The 25481-nt window shown below is 67.6% G+C and carries 19 protein-coding genes; 9 read left to right on the top strand and 10 right to left on the bottom strand.

What is annotated here, in order from left to right:
* Positions 1–19 precede the first annotated feature (19 nt).
* Positions 20–937: a homocysteine S-methyltransferase gene (mmuM, locus tag ABIB25_RS11330; protein WP_354528551.1), complete on the top strand. Its 918-nt coding sequence runs from the start codon at positions 20–22 to the stop codon at positions 935–937.
* Between the two features lie 5 nt (positions 938–942).
* Here the strand turns inward: mmuM and ABIB25_RS11325 are convergent, their stop codons facing one another.
* The gene (locus tag ABIB25_RS11325) at positions 943–1938 is read right to left on the bottom strand and encodes a DUF998 domain-containing protein (protein WP_354528550.1); all 996 of its coding nucleotides are present in this window, start codon (positions 1936–1938) and stop codon (positions 943–945) included.
* A gap of 146 nt (positions 1939–2084) precedes the next feature.
* Between ABIB25_RS11325 and ABIB25_RS11320 the strand changes: the two genes are divergently transcribed.
* Positions 2085–4826 (top strand): MGH1-like glycoside hydrolase domain-containing protein, encoded by a 2742-nt coding sequence (locus ABIB25_RS11320; RefSeq protein WP_354528549.1) that lies wholly within the window; start codon positions 2085–2087, stop codon positions 4824–4826.
* On the opposite strand, the gene ABIB25_RS11315 is transcribed toward ABIB25_RS11320, so the two are convergent.
* On the bottom strand, positions 4792–5856 hold the full coding sequence (locus tag ABIB25_RS11315; RefSeq protein ID WP_354528548.1) for a lysylphosphatidylglycerol synthase transmembrane domain-containing protein: 1065 nt from the start codon (positions 5854–5856) through the stop codon (positions 4792–4794). The two genes, ABIB25_RS11320 and ABIB25_RS11315, sit on opposite strands and share 35 nt — an antisense overlap.
* A 183-nt stretch (positions 5857–6039) precedes the next feature.
* On the opposite strand from ABIB25_RS11315, the gene ABIB25_RS11310 reads away from it, so the two are divergent.
* Positions 6040–6909: a 3-hydroxybutyryl-CoA dehydrogenase gene (locus tag ABIB25_RS11310; RefSeq protein WP_354528547.1), complete on the top strand. Its 870-nt coding sequence runs from the start codon at positions 6040–6042 to the stop codon at positions 6907–6909.
* Positions 6910–7135: 226 nt separating this feature from the next.
* Here the strand turns inward: ABIB25_RS11310 and ABIB25_RS11305 are convergent, their stop codons facing one another.
* The 4 genes from ABIB25_RS11305 to ABIB25_RS11290 form a co-directional block, all read right to left on the bottom strand.
* Positions 7136–9019, bottom strand: a complete 1884-nt coding sequence (locus ABIB25_RS11305; RefSeq protein ID WP_354528546.1) for an AMP-dependent synthetase/ligase — start codon at positions 9017–9019, stop codon at positions 7136–7138.
* A 103-nt stretch (positions 9020–9122) separates the two neighbouring features.
* Complete coding sequence (locus tag ABIB25_RS11300; protein ID WP_354528545.1) at positions 9123–10067, bottom strand: transglutaminase family protein; 945 nt, start codon at positions 10065–10067, stop codon at positions 9123–9125.
* On the bottom strand, positions 10067–11032 hold the full coding sequence (locus ABIB25_RS11295) for an alpha-E domain-containing protein (RefSeq protein ID WP_354528544.1): 966 nt from the start codon (positions 11030–11032) through the stop codon (positions 10067–10069). The genes ABIB25_RS11300 and ABIB25_RS11295 overlap by 1 nt, the downstream gene beginning before the upstream one ends.
* On the bottom strand, positions 11026–12705 hold the full coding sequence (locus ABIB25_RS11290) for a circularly permuted type 2 ATP-grasp protein (RefSeq protein ID WP_354528543.1): 1680 nt from the start codon (positions 12703–12705) through the stop codon (positions 11026–11028). The genes ABIB25_RS11295 and ABIB25_RS11290 overlap by 7 nt, the downstream gene beginning before the upstream one ends.
* A 277-nt stretch (positions 12706–12982) precedes the next feature.
* On the opposite strand from ABIB25_RS11290, the gene ABIB25_RS11285 reads away from it, so the two are divergent.
* Both ABIB25_RS11285 and ABIB25_RS11280 read left to right on the top strand, forming a co-directional pair.
* The gene (locus tag ABIB25_RS11285) at positions 12983–13930 is read left to right on the top strand and encodes a cation diffusion facilitator family transporter (protein ID WP_354528542.1); all 948 of its coding nucleotides are present in this window, start codon (positions 12983–12985) and stop codon (positions 13928–13930) included.
* A 132-nt stretch (positions 13931–14062) separates the two neighbouring features.
* Entirely contained in the window at positions 14063–15973 is a 1911-nt protein-coding gene (locus ABIB25_RS11280) for a primary-amine oxidase (RefSeq protein ID WP_354528541.1), read from the top strand.
* A 105-nt stretch (positions 15974–16078) separates the two neighbouring features.
* Here the strand turns inward: ABIB25_RS11280 and ABIB25_RS11275 are convergent, their stop codons facing one another.
* Both ABIB25_RS11275 and ABIB25_RS11270 read right to left on the bottom strand, forming a co-directional pair.
* The gene (locus ABIB25_RS11275; RefSeq protein WP_354528540.1) at positions 16079–16702 is read right to left on the bottom strand and encodes a superoxide dismutase; all 624 of its coding nucleotides are present in this window, start codon (positions 16700–16702) and stop codon (positions 16079–16081) included.
* A gap of 182 nt (positions 16703–16884) precedes the next feature.
* Positions 16885–18639, bottom strand: coding sequence for a dolichyl-phosphate-mannose--protein mannosyltransferase (locus tag ABIB25_RS11270; protein ID WP_354528539.1), 1755 nt, complete (start codon positions 18637–18639; stop codon positions 16885–16887).
* A 23-nt stretch (positions 18640–18662) separates the two neighbouring features.
* Here ABIB25_RS11270 and rsmI point away from each other — a divergent pair, with 23 nt between their 5' ends.
* From rsmI to gnd, 3 genes are all read left to right on the top strand, one after another.
* On the top strand, positions 18663–19508 hold the full coding sequence (gene rsmI / locus ABIB25_RS11265; RefSeq protein ID WP_354528538.1) for a 16S rRNA (cytidine(1402)-2'-O)-methyltransferase: 846 nt from the start codon (positions 18663–18665) through the stop codon (positions 19506–19508).
* A 131-nt stretch (positions 19509–19639) separates the two neighbouring features.
* Complete coding sequence (locus tag ABIB25_RS11260; protein WP_354528537.1) at positions 19640–20107, top strand: GatB/YqeY domain-containing protein; 468 nt, start codon at positions 19640–19642, stop codon at positions 20105–20107.
* A 195-nt stretch (positions 20108–20302) separates the two neighbouring features.
* The gene (gene gnd / locus ABIB25_RS11255) at positions 20303–21748 is read left to right on the top strand and encodes an NADP-dependent phosphogluconate dehydrogenase (protein WP_354528536.1); all 1446 of its coding nucleotides are present in this window, start codon (positions 20303–20305) and stop codon (positions 21746–21748) included.
* Between the two features lie 98 nt (positions 21749–21846).
* Here the strand turns inward: gnd and ABIB25_RS11250 are convergent, their stop codons facing one another.
* Together ABIB25_RS11250 and ABIB25_RS11245 are read right to left on the bottom strand one after the other, a co-directional pair.
* The gene (locus ABIB25_RS11250) at positions 21847–22839 is read right to left on the bottom strand and encodes a type IV toxin-antitoxin system AbiEi family antitoxin domain-containing protein (RefSeq protein WP_354528535.1); all 993 of its coding nucleotides are present in this window, start codon (positions 22837–22839) and stop codon (positions 21847–21849) included.
* A 242-nt stretch (positions 22840–23081) separates the two neighbouring features.
* Positions 23082–24605 (bottom strand): MFS transporter, encoded by a 1524-nt coding sequence (locus ABIB25_RS11245; RefSeq protein ID WP_502919796.1) that lies wholly within the window; start codon positions 24603–24605, stop codon positions 23082–23084.
* Between the two features lie 150 nt (positions 24606–24755).
* Here ABIB25_RS11245 and ABIB25_RS11240 point away from each other — a divergent pair, with 150 nt between their 5' ends.
* Complete coding sequence (locus tag ABIB25_RS11240; RefSeq protein ID WP_354528533.1) at positions 24756–25364, top strand: TetR/AcrR family transcriptional regulator; 609 nt, start codon at positions 24756–24758, stop codon at positions 25362–25364.
* Positions 25365–25481 lie beyond the last annotated feature (117 nt).

Raw genomic sequence — 25481 nt, 5'->3', positions numbered from 1 at the left:
TAGGCCGGGCGAGCACGGTATGACGACGCTTCAACTAGCCATGGCGAGGGGCCCGGTGGTCCTGGACGGTGGGCTGGCCACCCTGCTGGAGGCGCGCGGGCACGACCTCGGATCTGCCATCTGGTCCGCGCGGCTGTTGATCGACGATCCGGTGGAAATCGTTGCGGCACACCGGGAGTACTACGCAGCCGGTGCGCGGGTCGCGATCACGGCGTCCTACCAGGCGTCGTTCGAGGGGTTCGCTGCGCTCGGCCTTGACCGGGCGGAGTCAGAGCGCGTCCTGCGGACCGCGGTCCGCTGCGCCCTCACCGCCCGGGACTCGTTCGACGACGGCGTGCCGCGCTTCGTCGCAGCCTCGGTCGGGCCGTACGGGGCGATGCTGGCCGACGGATCGGAGTACCGGGGTGACTACGGCCTGACGGTGGCGCAGCTGCGGGACTGGCACCGGCCCCGACTGGACATCCTGATGGACTCCGGCGCCGACGTCCTGGCCATCGAGACCATCCCGTGTCTGGCCGAGATCGAAGCCCTGGTCGAGCTTCTCGACGGATCGGGCGTGACCGCATGGCTGTCGCTGACCGCTCTGGACGGCCGCACCCGGGCCGGCGAATCTCTCGGAGCGGCTTTCGAGTTGGCCGGCTCGATCCCGGAGATCATCGCGGTCGGGGTGAACTGCTCGCCGGCCCCCCAGGTCGTGGAGTTGACCGCGATCGCCTCGGCGGCCTCGGGCAAACCCGTGGTGGTCTACCCCAACAGCGGCGAGATCTGGGACGGCGCGGCCCGTGGTTGGACCGGAAGCCCGAGTTTCCGGCCCGAGGATGTCAAGAGCTGGCAGGCCGCGGGGGCGGCCCTGATCGGCGGGTGCTGCCGGGTCGGGCCGCGCGAGATCCAGGAGATCGCGGAGGTCCTTGCCCGCGGTGGAGCCGTGCCGGACTGAGCCCGTCAGGCGTTGACTTCGGCGCCGGCCAGGCGGTTCTCGCGGTTCTCGCGGTGGATGTCGCTGCGACTCCGGACCAGGAAGGCGGCGGCCAGCAACGCCAGCACCTCGGTGAGAGCGAGGCCGCGTTCCACCAGGCCGAGTGCGATCGCCTGCCACCACGGGCGTCCCGTCATCGGAGCGCTGATGATGGCGAACAGCAGCGGCGAGAACCACAGCAGTGAGAGCACTCCCAGCCAGTGCGCCCAGCGCGCCGAGGCCGGCTGCGTGCTGGCTCCACGTCGTCGCGCGATCAGCATCACGGCGATGGGCAGCGCGACGAAGGCGATCAGGCTGGCCACCCGGTGGATCGAGCCGCTGGTACTCGGGCCGCCCTGCGCCCAGTTGTGCTTCGGGAACCCGATCAGGGTGAGCAGACCGGCAATCCACAGTGCGCCGGCGATGGTGCCACCGGAGACGAGCCCGACCCGGCCGCGCCGAACGGCGGCGATCAGGACCGCAACCGAGGCGACGGCGAGGCACAGCACCGCCAGGTTGAACGCCCACGCCGAGCTGGTCAAGGCGTACTCGCTGATGGTGCGCCGGATCGGCGAGATGTCGCTGGTGGGCGGGAGAAGGTGCAGTCCGGCGAAGATCACCAGCGTCGCGGCGATGCCGACGATCCCCACGGTGCCGTACGTCCGACCGAAGGTCAGGGCCGACACGGCGCCCCGACGCTGCGCCGTCAGGTGGGTGTCCGGCCCGGCGCTGCCCGGCCCGGCAGTGGTCGGTCCGGCAGCGGTCGGTCCGGCAGTGGTCGGTCCGGCAGTGGTCGGTCCGGCAGTGGTCGGTCCGGCAGTGGTCGGTCCGGCAGTGGTCGGTCCGGCAGTGGTCGGCCCGGCAGTGGTCGGCCCGGCAGTGGTCGGCCCGGCAGTGGTCGGCCCGGCAGTGGTCGGCCCGGCAGTGGTCGGCCCGGCGCTGGCCGTCCCGGCCGATGGCCGCGCGGTGGTGTTGCTCGACATGCGGCTCCGGAGTCGGTGAGGGGTCGTGGTCGGGTGGCACATTCGCTTGCTGCTCGGATCGACGGTAATCAGGTCGGTTGTGGGCGATCTGTGAACGACGCCCGGCCGGTCTGACCGTCCGGTGGGTGTCGTGCCAGGCTTGCGGGGTGAGCACAGCCGGGCGACACGCCAGATCCGCCGAGTCCACCCCGCACCGCAGCGCCGAACACGCACGGCTCGCCGAGTCCCCGTCTGCGGGCGGGCCCTGGCGGCTCTGGGGCCCCTACGTATCCGGCCGTCAGTGGGGGACCGTCCGGGAGGACTACTCGGCCGACGGTGACGCCTGGGCCTACTTCCCGTTCGAGCAGGCCGTTTCCCGCGCCTATCGCTGGGGCGAGGACGGCCTCGGCGCGATCTGCGATCGCTTCGGCTTCCTCAATCTGGGGGTGGCGCTGTGGAACGGGCAGGATCCGTTTCTCAAGGAACGGCTGTTCGGCCTGACCAATGCCGAGGGAAATCACGGCGAGGACGTCAAGGAATACTTCTGGGCCCTCGACGGGACGCCCACCCATTCCTACATGAGCTGGTTGTACCGCTATCCGCAGGCCGAATTCCCCTACGCCCGGCTGCGGGCCGAAAATGCCGCACGCAACCGCGACGACCGTGAGTTCGAACTGGCCGACACCGAGATCCTCACCGACAACCGCTTCTTCGACATCAAGGTGGAATACGCCAAGGCCGGTCCGGACGACGTCTGCGCCGTCATCACCGCCACCAATCACGGACCGGACGCCGCGCCGCTGGACCTGCTGCCGCAGGTGTGGTTCCGCAACACCTGGATCTGGGGGACCGACGGCCGGACGCCTTTCATCCGGCAGCTCGACTCCGCGATGTTCGGCGGACGGTCGAGGGCGATCGAATGCGTCCACGGGTTTCTCGGCCGGTACGTCGTGGTGGCCGAAGGTACCCCGCAGCTGCTGTTCTGCCAGAACGAGACCAACGACGTCGCCCTGTTCGGTGCATCGGCGAACGCGGCCCCGTTCACCAAGGACGGGATCAACAATCGGGTGGTGCACGGTGATCTGGGAGCGGTCGACCCCAGCGGCCATGGCACGAAAGCGGCCTTCTGGTACCACTTCGACGCGGTCGCGTCGGGATCCTCGGTCACCGTCCGCCTGCGGATGTCGACGGGCGAGCCGGATGCGGACACCTTCGGGTCCGGGTTCGACGCGGTGTTCGCCGATCGCCGCGACGAGTCCGACGAGTTCTACGGATCCGTGCTGCCGCAGCATCTCTCGGACGAGGACGCGAACATCGCCCGCCGCGCCTTCGCCGGACTCCTGTGGGGCAAGCAGCTCTACCGGTACGACGTGCACCGCTGGCTCGTCGGGGATCCCGACGAGCCGGTGCCACCGGCGTCACGGCAGGGGCCGGACGGCCGGAACGTGACCTGGGAGCACCTCTCGCTGGCCGACGTGATCAGCATGCCGGACGACTGGGAATATCCGTGGTTCGCGTCCTGGGACCTGGCATTCCAGTGCGTCGCGCTGGCGCACGTCGATCCTGCCTTCGCCAAGGATCAATTGCTGCTGTTGTGCCGGGAATGGGCCATGCATCCCAACGGACAGCTCCCGGCCTACGAGTGGGCGTTCTCCGACGTCAACCCACCGGTCCATGCGTGGGCGGCCTGGCAGGTCTACCTGGTCGACGGCGGCACCGACCGGGATTTCCTGATCCGGACCTGCACGAAGCTGCTGTTGAATTTCGCGTGGTGGGTCAACAACAAGGACGCCGACGGCTCGAACCTGTTCGAGGGCGGCTTCCTGGGAATGGACAACATCGGGTTCTTCGACCGTTCGGCCAAGCTGGGACCGGGATATCGGCTGGAGGAATCCGACGCCACCAGTTGGATGGCGGTCTTCTGCCTGAACATGCTGCAGATCTCGCTCGAGCTGGCGATGGTGGTTCCGGCCTGGGACGACATCGCCACCAAGTTCCTCGAGCACTTCCTCTCGATCGCCAAGGCGACGAGACAGTTCGGCTCGCACGACATCTCGCTCTGGGACGAGGTGGATGGCTTCTACTACGACGTCCTCGTGCATCCCGACGGGAGTCACCAGCGTCTGCGGGTGCGCTCGATGGTCGGGCTGCTGCCCCTGCTCGCGGTCGCGACCGTCTCGCCGGACGTCTGGTCCAAGCTGCCCGACTTCACCGCCCGGCTGGCGTGGCTCCGCCGCCGTCGTCCGGATCTGGCGCAGGGTCTGTTGAGCGCCAACGCCTCCGGCGAGGCGATGATCCTGTCGCTCGTCGGCGACGACGCCTTCGCCCGGTTGGCCGCGAGGATCTTCGACGAGTCGGAGTTCCTGTCCCCCTACGGCATCCGGGCCATGTCAGCGTCCTACCGCACGCCGTACACGGCCGTCATCGACGGCCGTGAGATGACCATCGACTACGAACCGGGGGAATCACGGAGCGGGCTGTTCGGCGGCAATTCGAACTGGCGGGGCCCGGTGTGGTTCCCGGTGAACGTGCTGCTCGCCGACGCGTTGCGCAAGTACGCCGGCTACCTCGGCGACTCGTTCACCACGGCAGTACCGTCCCCCGACGGCCCACAAATGCCCCTGGACCGGGCGGCGGATCTGATCGACGGCCGGCTGGCCGATCTGTTCCGCCGTGGAGCGGATGGCCGCAGGCCCAGCGACGGCCGGCGGATCGAGTCGTCGCCCGACCCCCTGTGGGCCAATCACATCACCTTCAGCGAGTACTTCGACGGTGACACCGGTGAGGGGCTCGGGGCGTCACACCAGACCGGCTGGACCGCTCTGATCGCGCATCTCCTCTGCCGCGACAAGGTCAGCCAGGGCGACTCGACGGTCAATCGGCAAGGAGCGGAGCGCCCGGCGCGATGACCTCCCGGGCGGTGGTCCATCGGATGACGAGCAGGGTGATGCCGCCGATCGCGAATACCAGTCCGAGCTTGACCGCGCGGTAGAGCAGGGCGGCGGCGATGGCGGCGCCGGCGGGGAGTCCGACGCCGATCAACGCAGTGCCAAGGGCGATCTCGACCACCCCGAGGCCGCCGGGGGTGAGGCCGAGAGAGGAGACGCTACTGCCGGCCGCCCAGGCCAGGATCAGGCCGTGCCAGGGCACCGTGCCGTGGACCGCCATGATGGCGCAGGCCAGGCAGGTCAGATCGAAGATCCAGTTGATGACGGCCTCGAAGCTCACGATGACGGTGTGCGACTTGCTCAGGCGCAACGTCGTCAGCTGGTCGAGCGTCGAGGAGCTCATCTGGTCGGCGTTGCCCTTCGGGCGGCGGAAGAGCCGCTGGGACAGGCGGAGTACGTAGGCGATGGCGGTGATGGCGGCGTGGTGGACCCGTGGTCGGCGCAGCCCGATGAGGATCAGGCAGGCCGGCAGCACCCCGGCGAGCACCGCGATGACCCCGGTGATCGCAAGCCCCGGCGAGCCGCTGATGATGGCGCCGACAGCCGCGATGGCGGCGAAGCTGACCGTCGAGTAGACGCCGGAGATGGCCAGGGCCCAGGCTGCGACCGTCCGGTCGACGCCGATCGAAGTGAACCGTTTGTAGACGAAGACTGCGGCAGCGGCCGAGCCCACCAGCGGGAGGGAGACCGAGATGGCGTTGCCCGCCCAGGTGGTCGCGATCACCGATGGCAGGGGCCGACGGCCGCCGCGGACGCTGATCAGCAGCCGCTGCTCCCGGGCCAGGGCGCCGATGGAGGCGACCTGGGCGACGATCCCGACCGCGATCCAGCCCCAGTTGGCATCGGCGAGCAGATCCGGCAGACCGGCCAGTCGCTGACGCTGCCAGACGAGGAGGACCACCACGGCCAGGCACAGCACAACGGTGATGATCACCCTGATGGGTCGCACACTCGCGCGCTCGGTGGCGGGCGCCAGGGTGGCTGTAGTCACAGGGGGTCCTCGGATTCGATGTTGGTGCTCCATACAGTGTGCCGGGTGTGAAGCGCTGGTCCGTCCCCATCGTTCGGGTGACGACGGTGACGAATGGGTCACGCCCGCTTCCGTCGTGATCCCGGTGGGGTCGTATCGTCCGGTGGAGAGCAAAGTCACGACGACGAGGTGAGGACAGGGCGCATGGGCGAGAACCGCATCACCAGGATCGGTGTGGTCGGGGGTGGGTTGATGGGATCGGGGATCGCCGAGGTCTGCGCCCGCAGTGGTCTGGATGTGATCGTCTCGGAGATGCGCGAGGATTTCGCCGCGTCGTCCGAGCAGCGGATCCAGACCTCGCTGGCGCGAGCGGTCAAGTCCGGCAAGGTCACGGCGGAGGAGTCCGGGGAAGCGTCATCCCGGATCGCGGTGGTGGTGGGGCTCGACGCGTTGGCCGACCGTCAGCTGGTGATCGAGGCGGCGACCGAGAACGAGAAGCTCAAGCTCGCGGTGTTCGGCGATCTGGACCGCATCGTCACCGACCCCGCTGCGATTCTGGCCTCCAACACCTCCTCCATCCCGATCTCCAAGCTGGCCGTCGCCACGGGCCGGCCGGACAAGGTGGTCGGCGTGCACTTCTTCAACCCGGCGACCGTGCAGAAGCTGGTCGAGATCATCCCATCCCTGCTCACCAGCGCCGAGACCGTCGACAGCGTCGTCGACTTCGCCACGACGGCACTGGGCAAGACCGTCGTCAGGGCGAAGGACCGGGCCGGGTTCGTGGTGAACGCGCTGCTGATCCCGTACCTGCTCTCCGCGGTGCGGATGTTCGAGGCCGGGCATGCCTCCGCCGAGGACATCGACAACGGCATGGTGCTGGGTTGCGCGCATCCGATGGGCCCGCTGCGCCTGTTGGACCTGGTCGGGCTGGATACCGCGAAGTCCGCCGCCGAGTCGATGTATGCCGAGTACGGCGAGCCGCACTACGCCCCGCCGGCCCTGCTGTCACGCATGGTCGAGGCCGGCCTCCTCGGCCGCAAGTCCGGCCGCGGCTTCTACGACTACACCGCCTGACTCGCGCGGGTCTGGCTGGCGTGTGTCTGGCTCGCGCGGGTCTGGCTCGCGCGGGTCTGACTGGCGCGGGTCTGGCTCGCGCTTATCAACTTCGTCGGCGCTGCGGAAGATGGCCGTTTTGTGACTGGAGTGACGCGAATCGACCCGATCATGAGCGCCGAGGAAGTTGATAAGCGCGGGGGCGGGGCGGGGCGGGGCGGGGCGGGGGGCGGGGGGCGGCAGAACCTCAGTCGACGTAGAGCTTGTCGAGCTGGTCCATGTGCTGCTTCTCGACGACCTTGCGGCGCACCTTCATGGAGGGGGTGAGCTCGCCGTCCTCGATGGTGAGGTCGCGGGCGAGGATGACGAATCGCTTGATCGTCTCCCAGCGCTCCAGCTTGGAGTTCAGCTCGTCGATGTAGCCGCTGATCATGTCGCGCACCGCCGGGTCTCCGGTGAGGTCCTCCGGTGACTTCCCGCCGAGACCGTTCGCCGCAGCCCATTCGACGATCGCCTCCGGATCGAGGGTGATCATCGCCGAGATGAACTTGCGGCTCTCGCCGTGCACGATGATCTGCGACACGTACGGGCAGACCGCCTTGAAGATGCCCTCGATCTTCTGCGGCGCAACGTATTTGCCGCCCGAGGTCTTGATCAGATCCTTCTTGCGGTCAGTGATCTTGAGGAAACCGTCTGCCAGCTCACCGATGTCGCCGGTGTGCAGCCAGCCGTCGACGGTCAGCACCTCCTCGGTGGCGCCGGGCAGGTTGTGGTAACCGCGCATCACACCCGGCCCTCTGACGAGGATCTCGCCGTCGGAGGCGATGATGACCTCGGTGCCGGGCAGCGGCGGACCGACGGTCCCGATCCGTGCGTCGCGCGGCAGGTTGACGAACGTCGCAGCACTCGTCTCGGTCATGCCGTAACCCTCGAGCACCGTCAGCCCGGCGGCGTCGAACCACTCGGACACATCGCGGGACAGGGCCGCCGAGCCGGAGACGAAGAACCGGATCCGACCGCCCATGACGGCCCGGATCTTGTGGAACACCAGTTTGTCCGCGATGGCGAGTTGGATCCCGTGCAGCCGGGTCAACGGCTGCTTCAACTGCCGCCTGCGGGAGGCGGCGAGCCCGACGGAGAACGCCCAGTTGAAGATCTTCGATTTGAGACCGCCGGCGCCCTCGCTGGTGAGAGTGACCTTGGCGCGGACCTTCTCGAAGATGCGCGGGGCCCCCGCCATGAAAGTGGGCTGGACGACGCCGAGGTTCTCGACGATCTTCGTCAGGTCGCCGTCGACCGCGCTGGCGAAGCCGATCTGCAGCTGGATCGCGATCAGCATCTTGCCGAACACGTGGGACAGCGGGAGCCACAGGTACTGCACGTCATCGGCGCGCAGGATGCCCAGCTCGGTGACGGCCAGGCCCTCGTACGTCCAGTTCTCGTGGACCAGCCGGACGCCCTTCGGCCGGCCGGTGGTGCCGGAGGTGTAGATCAGGGTGGCCAGGCTCTCCGGTCCGAGCGCGTCGATGCGGTCGTCGACCGCCTTCGGCTCCGTCGCCAGCAAGGCCCGGCCGCGCGTGGCAAGTTCGTCCCAGCTGATCACCGCGGCGCCCGCAGACCCACCCGCAGAACCTTCAGGGCCGGCAGAACTGCCGGAGTCGCCGGCACCACCCGAGCCGGCAGCGGGTGAGCCCTCGATCAGCACGACCGCCACCAGGCCGGGCAGGTCGGCGCCCAGCACCTTGGCCGCCTGCGACGCATCCTCGGCGAACACCACCACCGACCCGGAGTCGGCGAGGATGTACTCGACCTCCTCGGCCGCGGTCGAGGGATAGACGGTAGTGGTCGCGGCGCCGGCGCAGGTGATGGCCAGGTCGGCCAGGATCCACTCGAGCCGGGTGCCGGAGGCGATCGCCACCCGCTGCTCGGACTCGACCCCCAGCGCGATCAGGCCCGCTGCGACCTCGTAGACGTGCGACTTCGTCTGCGCCCAGGTCGTCGACTCCCAGCCCGCACCGGCCTTGCGGCGGAACGCCTCGGCGTCGGGCGTCGAGGCGACCCGGTCGCGGAACAGGTGACCGAACGAAGCCGACTGTTTCTCGGCCGTGGGCATGGCGGGCATGGTGGGCATCGCGTCCTCCTTGACGTCATGCGCGATGTTCCGGAGTGTCTGGGTCCTTGCCCGAACGGCCCCGGCGCGCAGAGTTCTTGCCCAAGAGGTTACTGGCCGAGGACTACCGCAGTCGGGTGACCTTCACGGTGACCTCGTTGCCGGTGGCCTCCGGGCCTGCGTACACACCTTTGACCGGCGGCACGTCCCGGTAGTCGCGGCCGCGGCCGATGACGACGTGCGACTGGCCCGGGGCGGCGGCGTTGGTCGGGTCGAACGGCACCCAGGCCCCGTCCCACCACTCCACCCAGGCGTGCGACTGCCCGACGACCGTCTTGCCGATCTCTGCTTTCGAATCGGGGTGGAGGTACCCGGACACGTACCTCGTCGGGACGTCCATGGCCCGCATCAGACCGATGGCCAGATGGGAGAAGTCCTGGCAGACACCACGTTTCTCCGACCAGGCCTCCTCGGCGGAGGTGTGGACGCCGGTCGCGCCCTGCTCGTACCTCAGTGACTTCTTCAGCATCGAGCAGATGGCCCGTCCGGCCGCGGACGGATTCTCGGCCTCGGCGCGGATCTGCTCCGAGATACCGGTCAGCTCGTCGTTCAGCCCGGTGAGCGGGGTGGGGGTCAGGAACTCCTCGAAGCGGTCGTCGACCCCGGACGCGGCCAGCTCCTCCCAGCTCATCGTCGCCACCTCGGCGGCCCCGTTGCCGTAGCCGCCCGGACCGAACGCACCAGGCGCGAAGGTCTCGACGGTGGACGTCGCCGTGACGGTCAGGTGGCGGTGCGGCCGGTGCACGTCGAACGAGGCGACGCGGGTGCCGAAGTAGTCGAAGTAGCTGGTCACCCCCTCGAACGGATCGATCTCCATGCGCGAGGACAGCACCGCCTGACCGGGCTCGTCCGACGGTTGCATCCGGAACTCGTTGTACGAGGTGGTGACGGTGTCGGGGTAGGTGAGCTCGGTGCGGTGCACGATCAACAGGCGCCAGATGTCCGACCCGTACATCGCCTGGTTGTTGCTGCCCGCGCTGCCGGCGATGTCGCCTGCTCCGGTGGACATCATGCCAACACCCCTTCGGATCCGATGTTGGCCCAGGTGACCTCGTCGCCACGCCGGAAGAACGAGTTGCTGACCGCGACATGGGCGCTGGCCACCGTGCGTTGCAGGTTGGACAGCAGGTTCGGCAGATCGGAGGACAGCTCGGTGCCGGTCCGGTAGTCGAGTCCGGTCCTCGTGCGGCCGACGATCCGGCGGGCCGAGGACGGATCACGCCGCGGGTCGCGCTGCTGCATCGACCCGGCCGCCTCCAACTCCGCGAGCGAGGCCTCGGCAGCCGTCAGGCAGCGCAGGACGGACCGCGGGAACTTGCGGTCCAGCAGGGCGAATTCGATCGCCGTGCGCTGACCGATCGATCCACCGTGTTCCCGCACGTACGGTTCCCAGCCGCCGCAGGCACTGACCAGCGCCCGCCACGGCGGCACCGAACCGGTCTGCGAGTCGGCGGCGGCGATCAGCCGGATCGTCATGTCAGCACGTTCCAGCGCCCGACCGACGGCCAGGAAGTGCCAGCCCTCGTCGTGGCTCATCACCTGGTCGGTCAGCCCGGCGGCGATGGCGCACCGCTCGGAGACCCACCGCAGGTAGGTGTGCGGGCCGCCGCCGGTCGCTGCGCGGCTGCGCAGCCCGTGCCAGGTGACGTTCAGGCATTCCCAGACGTCGAGCGGGAGCGCGTCGCGCACACCACGCGCGTTGTCCCTGGCCGCGATGAGGGCGCCGGAGACGGAGGAGGCGCGCTCGGTGTCGAAGACCAGGGTGCGGATCAGCTTGCCCGAGTCCGCTCCCTCGACCTCGTCGTCCCCGGACAGGCCCATCGAGTCGACCAGCGACCGGATCACCTGATGATCGGTCGCCCACGACCCGGTCGGCAGCAGGTGCAGGTAGGTGTCCAGGATCCGGGCGGTGCAGTCGGCGCGTTCGACGTGCCGGCCCAGCCAGTACAGCGACTCCGCGATCCGGCTCAACATGTCGCATGCTCCTGCTGCTGCTGGCCCTGTTGGTGGCGAAGGCCCTCACCACCGTCGTCAGGGGAGACGGGCGGATCGAAGAAGAAGGCACCGGTGCTCTGGGCAGGCGATTCCTGCCACGGGATGAACCCCTGGCCCTGCTCCTGACCGTCCGGGTCCACGTCATCCTCCTCGGTCGTGGGCAGTATTGCCTGACCAGGGGCCTGGGCCTGCAGCTCGATCGGTGCGGAGATCGGTTCGTCGGGAGCAGCCAGCACCCAGGTGTCCTTGGATCCACCGCCCTGCGAGGAGTTGACGACGAGTTCGCCTTCGGGCAGCGCGACGCGGGTCAGCCCACCGGGCAGCACCCACACCGAGTTGCCATCGTTGACGGCGAACGGACGCAGATCGACGTGGCGCGGGCGCATCTTGTCGCCGATCAGCGTCGGCACCGTCGAGAGGGCGATCTCCCGCTGCGCGATCCAGCCACGCGGGTTCTCCAGGATGGCCTGCCGGGCCCTGGAGAGGGTCGACGCGTCGGCCTGCGATCCGATGACGATGCCCTTGCCTCCCGACCCGTCGACCGGCTTGATGACGAGCTCGGCCAGGTGCTCGAGGGCGTACTCGAGGTGTTCGCGGTCCTCCATCCGGTAGGTGTCGACGTTGAGCAGGATCGGTTCCTCGTTGAGGTAGTACCGGATGATGTCCGGCACGTAGGTGTAGACGAGCTTGTCGTCGGCGATACCGTTGCCCACCGCGTTGGCGATGGTCAGGTTGTTGGCCCTGGCCGCGTTGATCAGGCCGGGAGAGCCGAGCATCGAGTCGAGCCGGAACTGCATCGGGTCGAGGAATTCGTCGTCGAGTCTCCGATAGATCACGTGCACCGGCATCTCGCCGGCAGTGGTGCGGACGAAGACCCGGTTGTTCCGGCAGATCAGGTCGCGGCCCTCAACGAGTTCGACACCCATCTCCCGGGCCAGCAGGGTGTGCTCGAAGTAGGCGGAGTTGTAGACGCCGGGGGTGAGCACGACGACGGTCGGGTCGCTGATGTTCGCCGGGGCCACCGCCCGCAGCGCGGCGAGCAGTCGCCCGGGGTACTCGGCGACCGAGCGGATCTGCTGATCACCACCCGCTTCGGAAAGCACCTGGGAGACCGCCTGACGGTTCTCCAGCACGTACGAGACCCCGGACGGCACCCGGACGTTGTCCTCCAACACCCGGAAGGCGCCGTGCTCGTCGCGGATCAGATCGACACCGGAGATGACGATGCGCGCGCCGTCCTGTCCGTCCATCCCCGCGACCTGGCGGTGGAAGTGCGGGGAAGTGGTGACCAGTCTGCGGGGGACAACCCCGTCCTGGAAGATCCGTCCTGGTCCGTAGCAGTCCGCGAGGAACGCCTCGAGGGCGCGAACCCGCTGCGGCACACCGGTCTGGACGACCTTCCACTCCTGGGCGGTGACGATGCGTGGGATCAGGTCGAGCGGGAAGGGACGCTCGACGCCGCCGAGGGCGAAGGTGATCCCCTGATCGAGGAAGGTCCGGCCCATGATGTCGGCCCTGGCCTTCAGATCCGCTGCGCTGAGAGTCTGGAGAGCGGCGTGTACTGATTCATAGGCAGGCCGGATGACGCCCGGTCCGGAGAACATCTCATCCCACGCTCGCCCGAACGGGTAGTCCTGGAACAGATCGGCCATGGGCCGAACCGTAGGTTCGACGTGTGACGGGGTCATGACACAGGATTGTCGCCCTGTAACGCCGGGATGTCATGACCGGGTCGTAGCACGGCGCGTCCCCGTCGTTTCTGACCCGTCGTTGGACAGCTGCAGTGGCCTTGGGGCGTTGATGACCGGACCCTGCGTGCGAACATGTCGACATGGGTGATCGGACGCGTGGTGAGCATCGCAGCGAGGGACGAGCGAGGAGCGGAGCGCAGCGAGCGATGAGCGCTTGCGCGAAGAGCCAGGATTCAACATGAGCACGGGCGGAAGCAACAAGGCGATCGTGGCGGCACTGTCGGCGAATCTGGGGATAGCGGCGGCGAAGTTCGTCGGGTTCCTGATCTCCGGGGCGTCATCGATGCTGGCCGAGGCGGTCCACTCGCTCGCCGACTCCGGCAACCAGGTGCTGCTGCTGATCGGCGGCAAGCGCGCCAAACGGGCGGCCACGGCAGAGCATCCGTTCGGGTTCGGGCGGGAGCGTTATGTCTACGCGTTCATGGTCTCGATCATCCTGTTCAGCGTCGGCGGGGTGTTCGCGATCTACGAGGGCGTGCACAAGCTGCAGCACCCCGAGCCGGTCGAGCGGGCCTGGATCCCGATCACCATCCTGCTCATCTCGATCGGTCTGGAGAGCTACTCGCTGCGCACCGCGCTGCACGAGTCGGCAGAACAGCGCAAGGGGATCTCGATCCTGCAGTTCGTCCGGCGCGCCAAGTCACCCGAGTTGCCGGTGGTGCTGCTGGAGGACATCGCAGCGCTGTTCGGTCTGGGGCTGGCCCTGCTCGGGGTCGGTATCGCCGTCATCACGGGTGAAGGTGTGTGGGACGGCGTCGGGACCGTCGCCATCGGTGTGCTGCTGGTGCTCGTCGCGATCGTGCTCGGGATCGAGGTGAAGAGCCTGCTGATCGGGGAGGGTGCCTCGGAACAGGATCTGGCTGACATTGCCGAGGCGGCCCTGGCCGGTCAAGACATCGAGAAGATCATCCACATGAAGACGCTCTACCTCGGCCCGGACGAACTGATGGTCGGGATGAAGGTGGCCGTCGCAGCCACCGATTCGGCCGGCCAGGTGGCCGAGGCGATCAATGCGCTCGAGGCGCGCGTGCGGACGGCGGTCCCGATCGCCCGCGTCCTCTACATCGAGCCGGACATCTACGACAGCAGCCGGTCGTCCACCACCACCATGCCGAACCCTCACTGACCCGTCCCCGCCCGCCCCTTGCGCGCATACAGTTCTGCCCGGCGCATACAGATCTGCCCGTTTTCGGCTTGAAATTGCCGGATCAGGGCACATCGGTATGCGCAGCCCAGCGCCCGGCACCTGGAGGACTTCGTGACCGACCTGCATCCGCTCGACCCGTTGAGCGCGGCCGAGATCAGCCGCACGGTCGAACTCCTGCGCGCCGCAGGCGCTGTCGGCGACACCTATCGCTTCGCGTCGATCACGCTGGCCGAACCTCCGAAGCAGCAGATGCTGGCCTGGCGCGTCGGTGACCCGGTTCCACGTCGCTCGTCGTCGGTGTTCTGGGACCGGCGTGACAACCTGACCCGTGAGGCCGTCGTCGATCTGGTGATCGGCGAGATCGACAGCCTGGTCGAGGTTCCCGGCGTCACACCCAACTTCACCATCGACGAGTGGCACGACTGCGAAGACGCGATGAAGCTGGAACCACGGGTCATCGCGGCGCTGGCGGAGCGCGGGATCAGCGATCTCTCGCTGGTGGTGATCGACGTCTGGACGTACGGCAAGGCGCTGATGCCACCGCAGTGGACCGATCGGCGGCTCGGATGGGCCGATGTCTGGCTGCGCTCCAGCCGGTACGGGAACCCCTACGCCAACCCGGTTTCCGGCATCAAGCTGATCGTCGACATGAACACGATGGAACTGCTGGATCTGGATCTAGTCGACAACCCGCCACCGCCGGCACCGGTGATGGGCGAGTACGAACCGGATCTGGTGCCCGACCAGGTGCTTCGAGACGACGTCAAGGCACTGCACATCACCCAGCCCGACGGCCCTGGGTTCGTGCTCGACGGGAACGAACTCCATTGGCAGAATTGGTCGCTACGAGTCGGCTTCAACCATCGTGAGGGCCTGGTTCTGCACCAGATAGCCTATGCCGATCGCGGCGTTTCCCGTCAAATCGCCCACCGGATCTCACTGGCCGAGATGATCGTGCCTTATCGGGATTCCAGTTTCGACCACTACCGCCGGACGGCCTACGACATCGGCGAGTGGGGCCTGGGATACATGACCACCTCGCTGCAGCTCGGTTGTGACTGTCTGGGTGAGATCCGTTATCTCGATGCCACTCTCGCTAATTCAGCAGGAGTGCCGTACGACATCCCACAGGCTATCTGCATTCACGAGGAGGACAATGCGGTTCTCTGGAAGCACGTGGACAACAATGGCCGCGTCGAGGTCCGGCGTATGCGTCGACTCGTGGTGTCGATGCACGCCACGGTCGCCAACTACGAGTATCTGATCTATTGGCGTCTCTACACCGACGGCAACATCGAATGCGAGATCAGGGCTACCGGCATCATGGTCACCACGCCAATTGCCCCGGGCGATCCGGTGCCTGCCACCGGCACCCTGGTCGACCAACGGACGTATGCGCCATTCCACCAGCACTTCCTGGTGGCGAGACTGGATCTCGACGTCGACGGCCAGTCGAACACAGTGGTCGAGGTCGATTCCTACGCACCGGAGACTTCCCCGGAGAACCCGTACGGACTGGAACTGCGGACCCGGTCGACGGTGATCGCCTCGGAGTCGGCGTCCGGCCGCGACTACGACTTCGGTACACAGCGGTCCTGGAAGGTGACGAATCCGCACCGGACCAACGCGATCGGGACGCCGGTGGCATACAAACTCGTGCCGGGGGCGGCCATCCCGCCACTGATGGCGCCGGGTGCGCCTCAGTTCCTGCGCGCACCCGTCATCGGCCACACGCTGTGGGTGACCAGACAGCACGACGACGAGAAGTGGCCCTGTGGCGACTATCCGACGCAGAGCGAGACCGATGACGGCCTGACCAGGTGGATCTCGGACGACGAGCCGCTCGTGGACTCCGACGTCGTGCTCTGGTACGTGTTCGGGATCCACCACATCACCAGGACGGAGGACTGGCCGGTGATGCCGGCCGACACCGTCTCGTTCTGGCTCAAGCCGTTCGGCTTCTTCGACCGCAACCCCGCGCTGGACGTCCCGCCCACGCCAGGGATGAGTCACTGCCACTGAGCCGCCCGCAACGACCGGCGGTGAAGACCGAAAGCCCCTGGCGTTGTGCGCCAGGGGCTTTCGGGATGACAGGAACTTTCCTGGCTACGGGACCAGGGGCCTGCACTACAGGACGATGAGACCCGAGGTCTTGTCGCGGGCGGCGGTGAACCGCGCCGTGACGTCGGCCCAGTTGATGACGTTCCACCACGCCTTGACGTAGTCGGCCTTGACGTTCTTGTACTGCAGGTAGAAGGCGTGCTCCCACATGTCCAGCAGGAGGATCGGCACCTGGGCGAACGGGATGTTGCCCTGCTGATCGAACAACTGCAGGATGTTCAGCCGCTGGCCGAGGGTGTCCCAGGCCAGGATGGACCAGCCGGACCCCTGGATGGCGTTGGCGTTGGCACTGAACTGCTTGGAGAAACCGTCGAACGAGCCGAAGAACTCGTCGATGGCAGCACCCAGTTCGCCGTCCGGCTTGTCGCCGGCGCCGGGGGCCAGGTTCGGCCAGAAGACCGAGTGGTTGATGTGGCCACCGAGGTGGAACGCGAGGTTCTTCTCGAGGGCGTTGATGGTGCCGAAGGCTTCCTTCTCGCGCGCCTCGGCCATCTGGTCCAGAGCGGTGTTGGCCCCGGCGACGTAGGCGGCGTGGTGCTTCGAGTGGTGCAACTCCATGATCTGACCGGAGATGAACGGCTCGAGAGCGGCGTAGTCGTAGGGCAATTCGGGCAAGGTGTACTGGGCCATTGCGGCCTCCTTCACTTCTTGACGTCGACACCGCAGCAGGCTGCGATGTTCCCTGCGGATGTGTTCGGCAGGTCCTCAATCGACCCTATACCCGGTGCTCGACAGCACTCCGGGCGCTCCGGTCGGGTGGCCCGCGACAGTCCGCCCCGCACCCGTTCCTGGTCCGCCGTCGGTAGTCCGGATCACCCCCAGGAAGGCAGCCACGTCTCCATGTTGAGCCGTTCCGGGGTCATGGAGGTGCCGTTGAGCATGGGTAGCAGCCAGATGAAGTTGGCCACCACCAGCCCCACGTAGAGCGCGACGATGCCGATGGAGAGGTATCGCCGTTCGACGCCGACCCTTGCCCGACCGAGGATGTCGCCCAACACCAGACAGATGCCGATGACCAGGAACGGCGCCAGCGGGGTCACGTAGAAGAAGTACATCTGGCGGTTCAGGTTGAAGAACCACGGGATGTAGCCCGCTCCGTAACCCACCAGGACGGCGGCGTAGCGCCAGTCCATCCTGGCCACACAACGCCAGAGCGCCCAGGCGCAGACGAACAGCGAGATCCACCAGAGTGCCGGTGTCCCGATCAGGAAGATACGTTGCACGCAGTCGGTTCGCCCGGTACCGCAGCCGGTCTGGCCGTCTTTGACGTAGTAGAGCACCGGCCTCGTGCCGATCGGCCACGACCAGGGCTTCGACTCCCAGGGGTGCCGGTCCGCCGGATTGGTCGGGGTGTCCAGCGTCGAGTGGAAGTCGAGCATCTTCCACGTCCACTGCCACAGGGAGTTGTCCCAGCGGGAGGCCAGCCAGTACCAGATCGTGTTGCCGCCGTTGTGCCAGTCGTCGCGGGTCGCCGCGACCAGGACGTGGCGGGGGAACCCGTCCTCGGAGAACAGCCAGGCCCACCACGAGGCGATGTACGTGGCAAACGGGATGACGGCCAGCGACCACAAGGAAGGAAAGAGGTCGCGCCGGACGACGGCGCGCACCGGGTGCCGGACGCCGATCTCGCGACGTGCGGTGATGTCCCAGATGACGCTCAGCACGCCGAAGGCGACGATCCAGTAGACGCCCGAGTACTTGATGGACATCGTCAGGCCCATGAACAGACCGCAGCCGAATCGCCACCAACGGGCGCCGTGGGCGATTCCGGCGCGCTCGCCCCAGGTCCCCCAGAGCCGGAGAAACGACGGCACCCGGGTCTTCTGGGGCAGGAACCCGTCGTAGATCGATGCGTTGAGCTTGGCCCGCACCTGGTCGCGATCGGCGATCAGACAGCAGAAGGCCGCCAGGATGAACACCTCCTGGAAGACGTCCAGGAGGGCGGTGCGGGCCTGCACGTAGCTGACGCCGTCGCAGATGATCAGGATGCCGGCGATGGCGCCCATCAGGGTTGACCTGGTCATCCGGCGGACGACCCGGACCATCATCAGGATCACCAGGGTCCCGGCGATGACCGATGCCAGGCGCCACCCGGTCGGGGTGTAGCCGAGGAACTTCTCGCCGAGGGCGATCAGCTGCTTGCCCAGCGGCGGGTGGACGATCACGCCGTAGGCCTGGTTGTCCTCGACGCCGCTGTTGCGGGCGACCTCGGCGGCCTGGACGGCGTAGTACTTCTCGTCGAAGAGCGGGGTCCCGTTGTCGGAGGCACTGCCGACGTTCCACAGGCGGGTGAACCCGCCGATGATCGTCAGGACGATGGTGGTGATCCACCCGCGCAAACGGTCGGCCGGCGGGTTCGACGGCGTGCGGCGCTGCGGCCTGAGCGGCCGTTCGATCGCCGGCACCTCACCGATCGCGACCACGCCTCCGGCCGGATCTGACCTGGCCTGCAGCGGATCCGTCTCGTCCAACCCGACAACGCTGGGACGACCCGTACGGACGGGCGTCGCGTCGCCGCTGACGTCCGACTCGTCGCTCCGGGAATCGACGGTGGGCGGGGCAGTCATGAGGTCGATCGTAAGGTGAGGACATGAAAGCGGAAGCCGACACGGGGCGGTTGGTGCTGGCCGGCACCCCGCTCGGGCGGGTCTCGGACGCCTCGGCCGGGCTGATCGAGGCCCTGACCACGGCCGACGTGATCGCTGCCGAGGACACCAGACGGCTGCACCGGCTCGCCGCCGATCTCGGCGTTTCCCTCTCCGCGACCGTCCTGTCGTACTACGAGGCTGTCGAACAGGCCCGGATCCCCGGTCTGCTCGACCGGATCCGGCAGGGTGCGACGGTGGTCCTGGTGACCGACGCGGGCATGCCGTCCGTCTCCGATCCCGGCTATCGACTGGTGGCGGCCGCCGCTGCCGCCGGATTGCCCGTCACCTCCGTCCCCGGACCCAGTGCGGTCATCACCGCACTCGCCCTGTCGGGTCTGCCGTCTGACCGGTTCACCTTCGAGGGCTTTCCGCCCCGGAAGTCGGGGGAGCGGGCCACCGCACTGTCTGCGCTGGCCGGCGAGACGCGGACGATGGTGTTCTTCGAATCCGTCCACCGCCTCTCGGACACGTTGGCGGCCATGGTGATCGCCTTCGGCGCCGATCGTCCGGCGGCACTGTGCCGGGAGCTGACCAAGACCTACGAGGAGGTCCGGCGCGGCACGCTCGGCGAGTTGTCCGCCGGCGCCGAGGGGGTCAGGGGCGAGGTGACCCTGGTGATCGGGGGCGCCTCGGCCGACGCCGTTGGCCCGCCGTCGGACGAAGCGCTGGGTGCCGCGGTTGCGGAACTCGTCGCAGCCGGCTCGACCCGTCGCGACGCCGTCGATACCATCGCCGCGCGTTTCGGCCTGCCCCGCCGCACCGTCTACGCCGTGGGACACCGCAGCTGAGCCGTGTCGTTCGCTGTCTGCGCGCCTCGGCCCGGGCTGGATCGGCGGAATCTCCGGTGCCGTCCGACCCGGTGGGCGACTAACTTTGAAAACTGTCGGGTTCCCGCCCGGCCTGGAACCGAGGTGGAGCGATGTCCGAACTCAAGCAGCAACTGCGGTCCGACATGATGACGGCGATGAAGGCGCGGGATGCGCTGACGCTGGGCACCCTGCGGATGGCTCTTGCGGCGATCACCAACGAGGAGGTGGCCGGTAGCACGGCCCGCGAACTCACCGATGTGCAGGTGCTCGCGGTGCTGACCAAGGAGGTCAAGAAGCGCAAGGAGTCCGCCGAGGCGTTCGACGGCGCCGGCCGGACCGAGTTGGCCGACAAGGAGCGGGCCGAATCGGCCGTGCTCTCCGCCTACCTGCCGGCGCAGCTGTCCGACGACGAGATCCCGGACCTGGTGGCTTCCGTCATCGCGGAGTTGACCGCGTCCTCCGGCGAGGCCCCGACGATCCGTCAGATGGGGGTGGTCATCAAGGCCGCTCAGGCCAAGGCGGCCGGTCGCGCCGACGGCTCGAAGATCGCCGCCGCCGTGAAGTCAGCCCTCGCCTGACGTCTGGATGTCCAGCGGTGGTCGAGTACCTCACTCGTTCACCGCCGCGGCCGCACACCCCATCGCCCACCCGGTTGGTGGGCCTGGCGAGGGGTACGGAAGGCTGAACCCTGTTCGCCGAACCCGGACCTTTTCGCGGCCACGGCCCGCATCACCCGCACCCCGAGAGCAGTACCCCTTTCCTGGAGGTCATCGATGTCCGACACCACCGCCACCGCCGATATCGGTGTCACCGGCCTGGCCGTGATGGGTTCGAACCTGGCGCGCAACTTCGCCAGCAAAGGCTTCGTCACCGCAGTGCACAACCGCTCCAACAGCAAGACCGAGACGCTCATCGCCGAGCACGGCTCCGACGGTGACTTCGTCGCCTCCGAGTCGGCGGCAGATTTCGTGGCGTCGCTCAAGGTGCCACGCAAGATCATCATCATGGTGAAGGCGGGTGGCCCGACCGACGCCGTCATCGACGAGCTGTCCGAGCTCCTCGAGCCGGGCGACATCCTGATCGACGGCGGCAACGCCAAGTTCGCCGACACCATCCGCCGGGAGGCCGCAGCCAAGGAGAAGGGGATCAACTTCGTCGGGTGCGGGATCTCCGGTGGTGAAGAGGGCGCACTGCTCGGCCCGTCGATCATGCCGGGCGGGTCCGCCGAGGCCTACCAGTCGCTCGGACCCATCCTGGAGAAGATCTCGGCCCACGTCGACGGTGCGCCGTGCTGCACGCACATCGGCGAGAACGGCGCCGGGCACTTCGTCAAGATGGTGCACAACGGCATCGAGTACGCCGACATGCAGCTGATCGCCGAGGCCTACGACCTGCTGCGGCGCGGCGCGGGTTTCGAGCCGGCCGAGATCGCCGACATCTTCGCCGAGTGGAACAAGGGCGAACTCGACTCCTTCCTCATCGAGATCACCGCTGAGGTGCTCCGTCAGGTCGACGCCAAGACCGGCAAGCCGTTCGTCGACGTCGTGGTGGATGCCGCGGGCATGAAGGGCACCGGCACCTGGACGGTGCAGACCGCGCTGGACCTCGCCGTGCCGGTTTCGGGCATCGCCGAGGCGGTCTTCGCGCGTGGTCTATCCTCGCTGCCCGACCAGCGCGCTGCTGCCGGGGAATTGCCGGGGCCGGACGGGTCGATGACCGTGGCCGACAAGGCAGCGTTCGTCGAGGACGTCCGTCAGGCGCTCTACGCGTCGAAGATCGTCGCCTACGCACAGGGTCTCGACGAGATCGTGGCCGGCGCCGTCGAGTACGACTGGGACATCGATCTCGGTGCGGTGGCACGGATCTGGCGTGGTGGCTGCATCATCCGCGCGGTGTTCCTGAACCGGATCACCGAGGCCTACGACGGGAAGAGCGAGCGCCCGGCGTCCCTGTTGTTCACCGAGTACTTCACGAAGGCGATGGCCGGCGTGCAGGATTCCTGGCGCTCGGTGGTGGGTGGGGCGGCCACGGCCGGTCTCCCGACACCCGGCTTCGCGTCCGCGCTGTCCTACTACGACGGCCTGCGTTCCCCTCGCCTGCCCGCCGCGCTGATCCAGGGCCAGCGCGACTTCTTCGGGGCTCACACCTACAAGCGCGTCGATTCCGACGGCACCTACCACACCCTGTGGTCCGGCGACCGCACCGAGATCGATGCCTGACCCCCGCACCCTGTCGCGCTTATCAACTTCGACGGCGCTCATGATCGGGTCGATTCGTGCCACACGAGTCCCAAAACGGCCACGACGATAAGCGCTAGTCAGGCGAACGGTGAGTCGAGCGTCCAGCAGGTGGGAATGGGCTTCGATCCTCGGAGGCGGGCGGCCTCGCGAGCGCGATAGAGAATTTCGGCCGGCCGGTGCGCGGCAATCGCCCATTGGTAGCGGGCGAGTCCGAAATCAAGTCCGCGGAGAAGTCGTTCACGATCCCGATCGTTCGCGATGAGTACGGATGCGTCATCCCGATTGTCGTACTTGACCGCGCCGTCGGCCTCGAGGATCACTCCCGTCTCGGGTATCAGGTGGTCGACCCTGAACCACTGCCCACCGACCGGAATCCAGACATTCGACTTCGGCGCCGGTAAGGACGCACTGAGAAACGCAAAGCGGCCCAACGTTTCCAGTGGGCTCTCTGCGCGCTGGTCGGCGTGCTCGACCACCCACCGGGCTTCTGAGATGCCTGGGTATCGGTCCATCCTCCTGGTGAGGTCAGCCAGTACTTCGCGTGGCGTCCCCATGTGCAGTACTTTGTCCGCGACCACCAGACCGTCTCGCGGACCGAAGTGCCGGGCGACGTCGATCGCGCAGTACGCCGGACTCACGACCGGCACGTTGCTCTTCGTGGTGCGGTGCCGCAGTGGTAGGGGTCCGTGCCGTACCGAGCCATAGGGCGTCAGCCGGTGTCCGGCATGGGGACTCCCATGCCGGATTGCGATCGGCAGGGCGGGCGGGTCCGCGATCATCGGAAGGCCGAGGACCGCTGCGGCAGCGGCACCCGTCAGGAAGGTTCCTTCCTGGGCGCACGCAGCGAAGGCAATCGATCGCAGGCGAAACCGCTCCCACGGCGATGCGTCAGCCATCGTCGCCGTCAGCGCGAACGCAGATTTGGCCAGCCGCAGCAGGTCCCCCGTGGCGAACATCCGCCTGAGCACCCCGCGCGAGATGCCGGCCGCGTCGGCATCCCGTAACAGGAACACCGCCCCATGGAGGTCGACGAGCATCGAGATCTGTCGCCGATCCGCCAGGTTGCTCATCCTGCGAAGTCTCTTCACAGATGTCGTCCCGGGCCAGGTGCATCGGTGAATTGTGGATGGCCGAGGGGTATGTGGATGGAATCGGTGCGCAGTCCGAGGATCCGGAAGGCAAGAACGCCCCGCCTGATGCTGGAGGCATCAGGCGGGGCGTCGGGCTTGCGCTCATGATCGGGTCGATTTATGTCACTCTGGCACCAAAACCGCGACGATCATGAGCGCTGACGATGTTGATAAGCGCGGGGTCAGGCGTGGGCGGCGGCGGCGGAGGCGCTGAGTTCGGCGGCTTCGCTGTCCAGGTCCCCGTCCTGGGCGACCGCGGCCGGCTTGGGCTGGGGGCGGATCGCCACCAGGACCAGGATCACCGTCGCGGCCAGGAAGCACGCGGCCACGAAGAACCCACGATCGGCTCCGACGACGAAGGCATGCTGCGCCTTCTCCACGGCCGAGGCACCGGCCGGGGACACCGCGGCACGGGACGCGCTGCCGAACACCGTCACCAGGACGGCAAGACCGAGGGCCCCACCGACCTGCTGCATGACGTTGACCAGACCCGACGCAGCACCGGCGTCAGCCGGCTCGACGCCGCGGAGCGAGGTGGAAGTCAGCGGTACGAAAGCGAGTCCGTTGCCCAGGCCGAACAGCACCAGCGGGAACAGGAGATCGAGATAGCTGCTGGTGGCGTGCAACTGGGTCAGCCACAGCAGGCCTAGCGTCGAGGACGTCAGGCCGACGGCCATGACGGTCTTCGCCGGGAACCGGCCGGTCAGCACGCGGGCCGAGACCTGCGAGGCGGTGAACAGCACGATCGTCAGGGGCAGGAAGGCGAGCCCGGACACGACGGCCGAGTAGTGAAGGACGTCCTGCAGGAACTGGGTCAGGAAGAAGAACATGCCCATCATCCCGGCGACCAACAGCAGCCGAGCCACATACGACACCGCACGATCACGGTCGGCGAACAGCCGCAACGGCACGATCGGGGACTGCGCACGCACCTCGACCGCGACGAAGGTGCCGAGCAACACGACGCCCAGCGCGAAGGCGATCAGGGTGACCGGATCGCCCCAACCCGACGACGCTGCACGGACGAACCCGTAGACGAGGCCGGTCATGCCGAGGGTGGAGGTGATGGCACCGGCCAGGTCGAAATGACCGGAGCGACGGGCAGTCTCAGGAAGAACCCGCAGCGCGATGGCGATGACGGCGATGCCGATCGGCACGTTCACGAAGAGCACCCAGCGCCAGGAGACCCACTGGGTCAGCATGCCGCCGGCGATGAGGCCGACGGCGCTGCCGCCGATGGAGACGGCCGTGTAGTAGCCGATTGCCTTGGTGCGCTCGCGGGCGTCCGGGAACATCGTCATCAGAAGGGCGAGAGCGGACGGTGCGGCCAACGCGGCTCCGACACCCTGCACCGCGCGGGCGGCCAGCAGCAGTCCGGACGAGGTGGCGAACCCGCCGAGCAGGGAAGCGACCGTGAACAGCGCGATGCCGGCCAGGAAAACCTTTCTGCGGCCGAGGATGTCACCTGCTCTGGCGCCGAGCAGGAGGAGGCCGCCGAAGACCAACGTGTACGCGTTGATCACCCAGGACAGGCCGGTGGGGGAGAAGTTCAATGCTCCGGAGATGTCCGGGAGAGCGATGTTCACGATGGTCGCGTCGAGTACGACCATCAGTTGGGCGGTGAGGACCAGTCCGAGGACGAGCAGCCGTCGGCGGGCGGCTGTCTTCTCTTCGAGGATGGACGGGGATTGGATCACGGCGGTCATTCCTTCCACACCCCAGCGGGGCGTACGATCGAAACGGATGGTCCCTCCGGATCGCATCCGGAGGTTGCCTCCGGTTAGAACTATACGGAGGGCTCCTCCGGTTATGCAAGCTCACAACCGAAATTTCTTGCGCGAGGAGCGTGAAGTGCCGTGACCATCCCCGCTGTGACACCGACGTCACCCGCAGCTGTGCGTCCACTCAGGGCCGATGCCCAGCGCAACAGGGACAAGCTGATCGAGGTAGCGACCACCGCGTTCACCGACCTGGGGGTCGACGTCGCCCTCGAGGAGATCGCCCGTCGTGCCGACGTCGGCATCGGCACTCTGTACCGGCACTTCCCGACGCGCGAGGCGTTGGTCCTCGCTGTCTATCGCAAGCAGATCGAGGGACTCGAGACCGCTGCCCGGGAACTGCCGCTGACCCACGGGCCGTCCGACGCCCTCCGGCTGTGGATGCGCGGATTCGTCGAATATGGCGCCGTCAAGCGCGGTCTCGTCGTGCTGCTCAAGTCCATGATGGATACCGAGACCAACCTGTTCGTCGACGCCAGGGCCATTTTGCTGGATTCGGCGGGCTCGCTCATGACCAAGGCTGCCGAGGCAGGGGAGATCCGGCCGGACTTCCAGCCGGGAGACGTGATCAGGGCACTCGGTGGTATCTGCATGGCCACCGACCGTCCTGACGCCGGAGCCAGTGCCATTGCCCTCGTCGACCTGGTCTTCGATGGTCTGCGGTACGGCGCGCCGGCGCGCAGCTAGTTCACCGCGTGGGTTGTCGCGCTCATGATCGGGTCGATTTCTGTCCCACCTGCACCAAGACCGCGACGATCATGAGCGCCGACGAAGTTGATAAGCGCGGGCGGGGTGGGGAAAAGG

Source organism: Nakamurella sp. UYEF19, assembly GCF_040546275.1.
Taxonomy (GTDB): Bacteria; Actinomycetota; Actinomycetes; order Mycobacteriales; family Nakamurellaceae; genus Nakamurella.
This window is presented reverse-complemented; position numbering and strand designations above follow the sequence as displayed.